At 66.1% G+C, this 7435-nt stretch carries 6 protein-coding genes; 1 reads left to right on the forward strand and 5 read right to left on the reverse strand.

All coding sequences use genetic code 11. The annotated features are described in order from the left end of the window. The 5 genes from ABS88_RS05260 to kdpF form a co-directional block, all read right to left on the reverse strand. Nucleotides 1-341: response regulator (locus tag ABS88_RS05260; protein ID WP_286749360.1), on the reverse strand; the 341-nt coding region annotated here is incomplete at its 3' end. Nucleotides 342-350: 9 nt separating this feature from the next. Further along, complete coding sequence (gene kdpC, locus ABS88_RS05265; protein WP_286749361.1) at nucleotides 351-938, reverse strand: potassium-transporting ATPase subunit KdpC; 588 nt, start codon at nucleotides 936-938, stop codon at nucleotides 351-353. A 10-nt stretch (nucleotides 939-948) separates the two neighbouring features. Further along, nucleotides 949-2979, reverse strand: a complete 2031-nt coding sequence (gene kdpB / locus ABS88_RS05270; protein WP_003047296.1) for a potassium-transporting ATPase subunit KdpB — start codon at nucleotides 2977-2979, stop codon at nucleotides 949-951. 12 nt (nucleotides 2980-2991) lie between these two features. After that, a complete protein-coding gene (gene kdpA / locus ABS88_RS05275; protein ID WP_286749362.1) occupies nucleotides 2992-4695 on the reverse strand; it encodes a potassium-transporting ATPase subunit KdpA in 1704 nt (567 codons plus the stop codon). Nucleotides 4696-4709: 14 nt separating this feature from the next. Further along, nucleotides 4710-4799, reverse strand: coding sequence for a K(+)-transporting ATPase subunit F (gene kdpF / locus ABS88_RS05280; RefSeq protein WP_040590286.1), 90 nt, complete (start codon nucleotides 4797-4799; stop codon nucleotides 4710-4712). A 255-nt stretch (nucleotides 4800-5054) separates the two neighbouring features. On the opposite strand from kdpF, the gene ABS88_RS05285 reads away from it, so the two are divergent. Beyond that, nucleotides 5055-7435: DUF4118 domain-containing protein (locus ABS88_RS05285; RefSeq protein WP_286749363.1), on the forward strand; the 2381-nt coding region annotated here is incomplete at its 3' end.

Raw genomic sequence — 7435 nt, forward strand, 5'->3', positions numbered from 1 at the left:
CGGGCGAGCAATTCCTCGGTATCGAAGGGCTTGGTGACATAGTCGTCGGCGCCCAGATCCAGCGCCGTCACCTTCTCGACACTGTTTTCGCGCGCCGATACGACGATCAGCGTGGCGTTCGAGCGCAGCCGCAGCGGCTCGATCAATTCCAGCCCGTCACGATCGGGCAGGCCGAGATCGAGCAGCACGACATCGGGCCGCTCGATGTCGAACAGCGCCATCGCCTGCCTGGCGCTGTCGGCTTCGCTCACCTGATGACCGGCGCGCTGCAGCGTGGCCTGCAGCAGCCGCCGGATATGGGCATCGTCCTCGATGATCAGGATTTTTGCCGGTGGCACCATCCGGCCAGCCTATTTCGTCGGGAAGCGCGCGTCGAGTGTCCGATTGAGCATCAGCACATTGACGCGCCTTTCGCCAAGGATTCCTGCGAGCGGGTGTTCGACAGATGCCTCGACCAGTGCCCGGAGGCTGGCGTCGTCGATGCCGCGCGCTTTCGCCACGCGCGCAATCTGGAAAAAAGCCGCCTCGGGGCTGATGTGGGGGTCCAGCCCCGAGGCGGAGGTCGTCACCAGGTCGGGCGGGACAGGGCGGCCCGGTGCCGTTGCAGTGAGCGCCTTGACGTCGGCGGCGACGCGATCGGCGAGCGCTTTGCTCGCCGGACCGAGGTTCGACCCCGAGGAAGCGGCGGCATCATAACCATCGGCGCCGGCGGCCGAGGGGCGCCCGTGGAAATAGGCGTCGGCCAGGAACCTCTGGCCGATCAGCTTCGACCCCACGATCTTTGAGCCGTCGCGGACGAGGCTGCCATTGGCTTGCTCCGGAAAAACGAGCTGGCCCATAGCCGTCAGCGCGAGCGGATAGACCAGACCGAGGAGGAGAGCGAAAAGCGCGGTCAGCACGAGCGCGGGACGAAGGGCGGATTTGAGTTCGGAAAACATGGAATTGTCCTTACGCAAGCTGGAGGCCGGACACGGCGAGGTCGATCAGCTTGATGCCGACAAATGGCGCGACCAGTCCGCCGAGGCCGAAGATCGATAGATTGCGCGCGAGCAACGGGCCGGCGGGCATCGGACGGTAGCGCACGCCCTTGAGCGCGAGCGGAACAAGGCACGGAATGATCAAGGCGTTGAAGATGATCGCCGACAGCACCGCGCTTTCGGGCGTGGCAAGGCGCATGACGTTGAGAACGCCGAGCTCAGGATAGAGAAAGACGAAGATCGCCGGGATGATCGCAAAATATTTGGCGACATCGTTTGCGACCGAAAAGGTCGTCAGCGCGCCGCGCGTCATCAGCAATTGCTTGCCCAGGCCCACAACCTCGATCAGCTTGGTCGGATCACTGTCGAGATCGACCATATTGCCCGCCTCGCGCGCCGCCTGCGTGCCGGTGTTCATCGCGACGCCGACATCGGCCTGCGCCAGCGCGGGGGCATCGTTGGTGCCGTCGCCGCACATGGCAACGAGCCGTCCCTCGGCCTGCTCGCGGCGAATGAGGGCAAGCTTGTCCTCGGGCGTCGCTTCGGCCAGGAAATCGTCCACCCCGGCTTCGGCGGCGATCGCCGCGGCCGTCAGCGGGTTGTCGCCCGTAATCATGACGGTGCGGATTCCCATTTTGCGCAATTCGCCGAAGCGTTCGCGAACGCCCGCCTTCACGACGTCCTTCAGGTGGATGGCGCCGAGCAGACGCCCGTCCCTGACCACCGCGAGCGGCGTGCCGCCGGCGCGCGCAACCTCGTCCGTTATGCGGCGCAACTCCTGCGCGGCAGGCGAGGATGCGGTGTCGGGGTGGGCCTTGAAGATCGAATCGACCGCGCCCTTGTGGATCGTCACCCCGGCGACCGTGACCCCCGAAAGGCGCGTCTGCGCGGTGAAGGGGATGACGTCGGACCCGGCCGGAAGCGCCGCCACGCGTATCGCATAGCGCTCGCGCGCAAGCGTCACGATCGAACGACCCTCGGGGGTTTCGTCGGCCAGGCTGGCGAGCAGTGCGGCCTCGGCCAGCGTTTCGTCATCGACGCCCGCCAGCGCGCGGAACTCGCTGGCCTGGCGGTCGCCGATCGTGATCGTGCCGGTCTTGTCGAGCAGGAGAACATCGACATCGCCCGCGGCTTCGACGGCCCGGCCCGACTTGGCCAGCACGTTGAAGCGCACGAGGCGGTCCATTCCGGCAATCCCGATGGCGGAGAGCAGCGCCGCAATGGTCGTCGGGATCAGCGTGATGAGCAGGGCCGCGAGCAATGCGACCGGGATCGATCCGCCGGCATAGGACGCGAAGCCCGGAATGGTCGCGACGGCGATCAGGAAGATGATGGTCAGCCCGACGAGCAGGATCGTCAGCGCAATCTCGTTGGGCGTCTTGCGCCGCTCGGCGCCTTCGACGAGTGCGATCATGCGGTCGAGAAAACCCTGGCCCGGCTCGGCAGTGACGCGCACCTTGACGCGGTCGGAGATGACGCGCGTGCCGGCTGTCACGGCGCTACGATCGCCGCCGGCCTCGCGGATCACGGGGGCGCTTTCGCCGGTGATCGCCGCTTCGTTGACCGATGCGACGCCTTCGATCACCTCGCCGTCGGCGGGGATGAGGTCGCCCGTCTCGACCAGAACGATCTCGCCCTTTTCCAGCTGGCTTGCGGCGACGATTTCATAAGTCTCGCCGACGCCGAGCATCAGCTTGGCGCGCAACTCGGCCTTCGTCGCGCGAAGCGAGGCCGCTTGGGCGCGCCCGCGTCCCTCGGCCAGGGCTTCGGCAAAGGTGCCGAAAAGCACGGTGAGCCAGAGCCAGGCGACGAGCTGGATTTCGAAACCCAGCGACAGGCCGGGGTCGCCGAGCGCGAGCAGCACCGTCAGGAGCAGGGCAACGCAGGCGGTGGTGAACATCACCGGGTTGCGCATCAGCTCGCGCGGATTGAGCTTCCTTACCGCATCACGCATCGCCGGAACGACCAGTGCGGGGCTGAACATCGAGGTTGGAGTCGTCATGTCGCTGATCCCTCAGAAGCGCTGGCCGGCCATCATCGAGAGATGATCGGCGACGGGACCTAGCGCGAGGCTGGGAAGGAAGGTGAGGCCGCCCATGATCAGGATGATCCCGATCAGCAGGCCGATCCACAGCCCCCCGGTGGTGGGGAAAGAGCCGCTGGTAGCGGGGGTGTGGCGCTTTGCGGCGAGGCTACCGGCGATGGCGAGCACCGGCACGATCACGAAGAACCGGCCAAGCCACATCGCGATCCCGATCATGGCATTGTAGAAGGGAGTGCCCGCGCTCAGGCCCGCAAAGGCCGAGCCATTGTTACCGGCCCCCGAGCTGAATGCGTAGAGAATCTCCGAGAAGCCGTGCGGCCCCTTGTTGAGCGGACCGGCAAGCCCCACGGGGAGCACGCTGGCAATGGCGGTGAAGCCGAGGATGACCAGCGGCAGGATCGCAATGGCTAGGACGGCGAGCTTGACCTCGCGCGCCTCGATCTTCTTGCCGACATATTCGGGTGTGCGCCCCACCATGAGGCCCGCGACGAACACCGCGAGGATGGCAAAGAGCAGAAAGCCATAGATGCCCGCGCCGACACCGCCGACCACGACCTCGCCGAGCTGGATGTTGAGTAGCGGGATCAGGCCGCCGATTGCGGTGAAACTGTCGTGCATGGCATTGACGGCCCCGCAGGACGCCGCCGTGGTGACAACGGCGAAGAGCGAAGAGGCGGCGATGCCGAAGCGAACTTCCTTCCCCTCCATATTGCCGCCGCCAACGCCGAGGTGATGAAGTGCGGGGTTGCCGGCGGCCTCCTGCCAATAGGCAATGCTGGCGCCGGCGATGAAAATAAGTCCCATCGCCGCGAGGATTGCCCAGCCTTGGCGCGTGTCGCCAACCGCCTTGCCGAAGCACCACGTCAACCCGGCGCCGATCAGGAAGATCGAGAGCATCTGGATCAGATTGGTGAGCGCGGTCGGGTTTTCGAAAGGGTGCGCGCTGTTGGCGTTGAAGAAGCCGCCGCCATTGGTTCCCAGCATCTTGATCGCTTCCTGGCTCGCGACCGGACCGAGCGCGATCGTCTGCCGAACGCCTTCGAGCGTCGTTGCGTGGACCGATCCCGCCAGCGTCTGCGGCACGCCGCTCGCGATCAGGAACAGCGCGTAGACCGTGCAGATGGGAAGCAGCAGATAGAGCGTTATACGCGTCGTATCGGCCCAGAAATTGCCGATCGTTCCCGTTTCGCGCCTTGCGAAACCGCGAAACAGCGCGAAGGCAATCGCGATACCGGTGGCGGCGGAGAGGAAGTTCTGGATCGTAAGCCCGAGCATCTGCGACAGGTTCGACAGCGTCGTCTCGCCCGAATACCATTGCCAGTTGGTGTTCGTCGTAAAGCTGACCGCCGTATTGAAAGCGCCGTCGGCGCCGACCGCGCCGAAGCCTTGCGGATTAACGGGAAGTACCCCCTGCAATCGCAGTACCGCATAGGTGAAAAGCAGCAGCGCGAGGTTGAACAGCAGCATGTGAAGCGCGTAGCGCCGCCAGCCCTGCTCTTCGGTCGGGTCGATCCCGGCCATCCGGTAGAAGCCCCGCTCGACTGGCCCCAGGATGCGGTGAAGTGGGGTCGTGCGCCCTTCGTAAAGGGCAAAGAGCCAGAGGCCCATCGGCTTGGCAAGGACGGCAAGGATCGCGACGAAGGCGAAAATGAGCATCCATCCGGACAAGGTCATGGGACTGCCTCCGGTCAGAAACGTTCGGGGCGCAGCAGCGCCACCACGAGATAGACGAACAGCGCCGCAGCGACGGCGCCGGCGAGCATCGACGAAGCGCTCATGGTCAGGCCTTGTCGCAGATGCGCGCGTAGCCGAGCGTGGCTGCGAACAGCAGCGCGGTAAGGGCGAGCCACATCAGATCGGTCATCATAGGTCTCCGGCAAAGGGCGACTCCCGAGGGAGCCGGACTGAATGCGACGCCGCTACGCCCCTTCGCCGTAAAGTTTCGCGGTCGAATTTCGCCGGGCGCATAAGGATTCCATAAAGATCGCCGATTGTCGCTTGGCCCTGTGTCCGCGACCGGGGTAAGCGGGCGCATGGTATCGGCCACCAAGAGACCCTCACCCGAAGCCCTGTTGCGGCAGGCAAAGCGCGAGGCGCGCGGGCGGCTGAAGATTTTTCTCGGTGCGGCGCCGGGCGTGGGCAAAACCTATGCGATGCTCAGCGAAGGTGCCGCGTTGCGGCGCGACGGACAGGACGTCGTCGTCGCCGTGGTGGAAACGCACGGTAGGGCGGAGACCGAAGCACTGCTCGACGGGATGGAGGTCGTGCCGCGCCGCGAAGTCGCCTATCGCGGCCACCAACTGACCGAGATGGACATCGATGCCGTGCTCCGCCGCGCCCCGACACTCGCGCTGGTGGACGAATATGCCCATACCAATATCGACGGCAGCCGGCATCCCAAACGCTGGCAGGATGTCGAGGAGCTGCTGAACGCCGGGATCGACGTCTATACGACGCTCAACGTCCAGCATGTCGAAAGCCTGAATGACGTCGTCGCAAGCTTTACCCGGGTGCGCGTTCGCGAGACGGTACCCGACAGCGTGTTCGAAGGGGCCGAAATCAAGCTCGTCGACCTGCCGCCCGACGAACTGATCGACCGGCTGCGCGATGGCAAGGTCTATGTGCCGCACGAGGCAAGCCGTGCCCTCGGCCATTTCTTTTCGAAGGCGAACCTTTCGGCGCTGCGCGAAATGGCGCTCCGGCGAGCTGCCTTGAGCGTCGACCGGCAAATGTTGCACGATCTCGATGCGACGGGCGAAGCGGGCACCTTCGCGGCCGGCGAGCGGATCCTCGTCGCGATCAGCGAACAGCCAGGCAGCGATATGCTCGTGCGCACAGCAAAGCGCCTTGCCGACGGGCTGAACGCCCCATGGACGGCGGTGCATATCGAGACGGCACGAAGCGCGGCCTTCGACGACGATGCCCGGCGGCGGATAGCCGCGTCGCTCGCACTGGCCGCTACCCTCGGCGCGACGATCGCTACCGTTCCTGCGGAGAGCGTTATTGCCGGACTGCGCGGCCAGATCGAGGTGATGCGCGCGACCCAGCTTATCATCGGCAGGTCGCAGCGTAGCTGGTGGTTCGAACTGCGCCACGGTTCGGTCGTCGAGGCGCTGATCCACGACGCGGGCGACCTTGCCATCCACGTCATCCCGTCACCCCGCGAATCTCCTGCCACGCGCCGGGGTCTCGACTGGACACGCGGCTGGGGGCGCCCGTCGAGCTATGCGGTCGGACTGGGGCTCATCGCGCTGATGACGGGCGCCGCGCGTCTGGCCGAACCATGGATCGGGACCGGGGCCGTCGACCTGCTGTATCTCGTTCCGGTGATTGTCGCCGCGACGCTTTACGGTTTGCGTCCGGGGCTGTTCGCGAGCCTCGTTGCGGCGCTGGCGTTCAACTTCTTCTTCCTCGAGCCGCGGCATACCTTCACGATCGCCGATCCGCAGAGCGTCCTCACCATGTTGATCCTTACCGGCGTCGCCGCGGTGGTCAGCAATCTTGCCGGCCGGCTGCGGACGCGCGCGCGGATCGGGGTTCGCAGCGCGCAGGAAAATGCGTCGCTTGCCGCCTTCGCGCAGATGCTTGCGCGCGCCTCCGATCGCGAAACCACCGCGGCGGTAACCTGCGAGGAAGTGGCGCGCTTGCTGGGCGTGCGCAGCATCATTCTGGCCGAGCAGGGCGGGCTGTTGCAACCGCTGGTCGCCCGGCCGGTCGATGCGGCGATCTCGCCGATCGATCAGGCGGCGGCCGAATGGGCCTGGACGAGCGGGGAGCCTGCGGGACGCGGGACGAATACGCTCGTTGCGTCCGACTGGCAGTTTCATCCGCTCAAGACCGGGCTCGGGGTTCTCGCGATCCTCGGCATCGCGAGCGAGGACGGCCGCGACCCGATTTCGCCCGACCGCGCCGCGCTGCTCGCCACGCTCGTCGGCCAGGCGGCGCTGGCGCACGAACGCTTGCATCTGGAGGACGAGATGCGCAGCCTGTCGGTCCTCGAGGAACGCGACCGCCTCCGCGCCGCGCTGCTCTCGTCGATCGGGCATGACCTGCGCACCCCGCTGACCGGCGTGACCGCCGCGATCGAGGCGCTGGCGAGCGAGCATCCCGGCGCGTCCGCGCTGCCGCTCGCGCGCGCGGAGGTGTCGCGATTGCGGCGTTTTCTCGACAATCTCGTCGAGTTGGTCCGCCTTGATTCAGGCGGTCTCAGCCTGGATGTGGCGCCGGTCGATCTGACCGACGCCGTGGCGGCCGTGGTCCATGATCTGAAAGATCTGCTGCGCGGACATCATGTCGATTTCCAGGTTCCCGCGGGTCTTCCGCTTGTCCGGGTCGATGAGCGGCTGCTCCATCACATTCTGCTCAACCTGCTCGCCAATGCGATCCAGCATGGCGGCAGCGCCGGGCCCATCGC

It is taken from the genome of Sphingopyxis sp. SCN 67-31 (assembly GCF_001725095.1).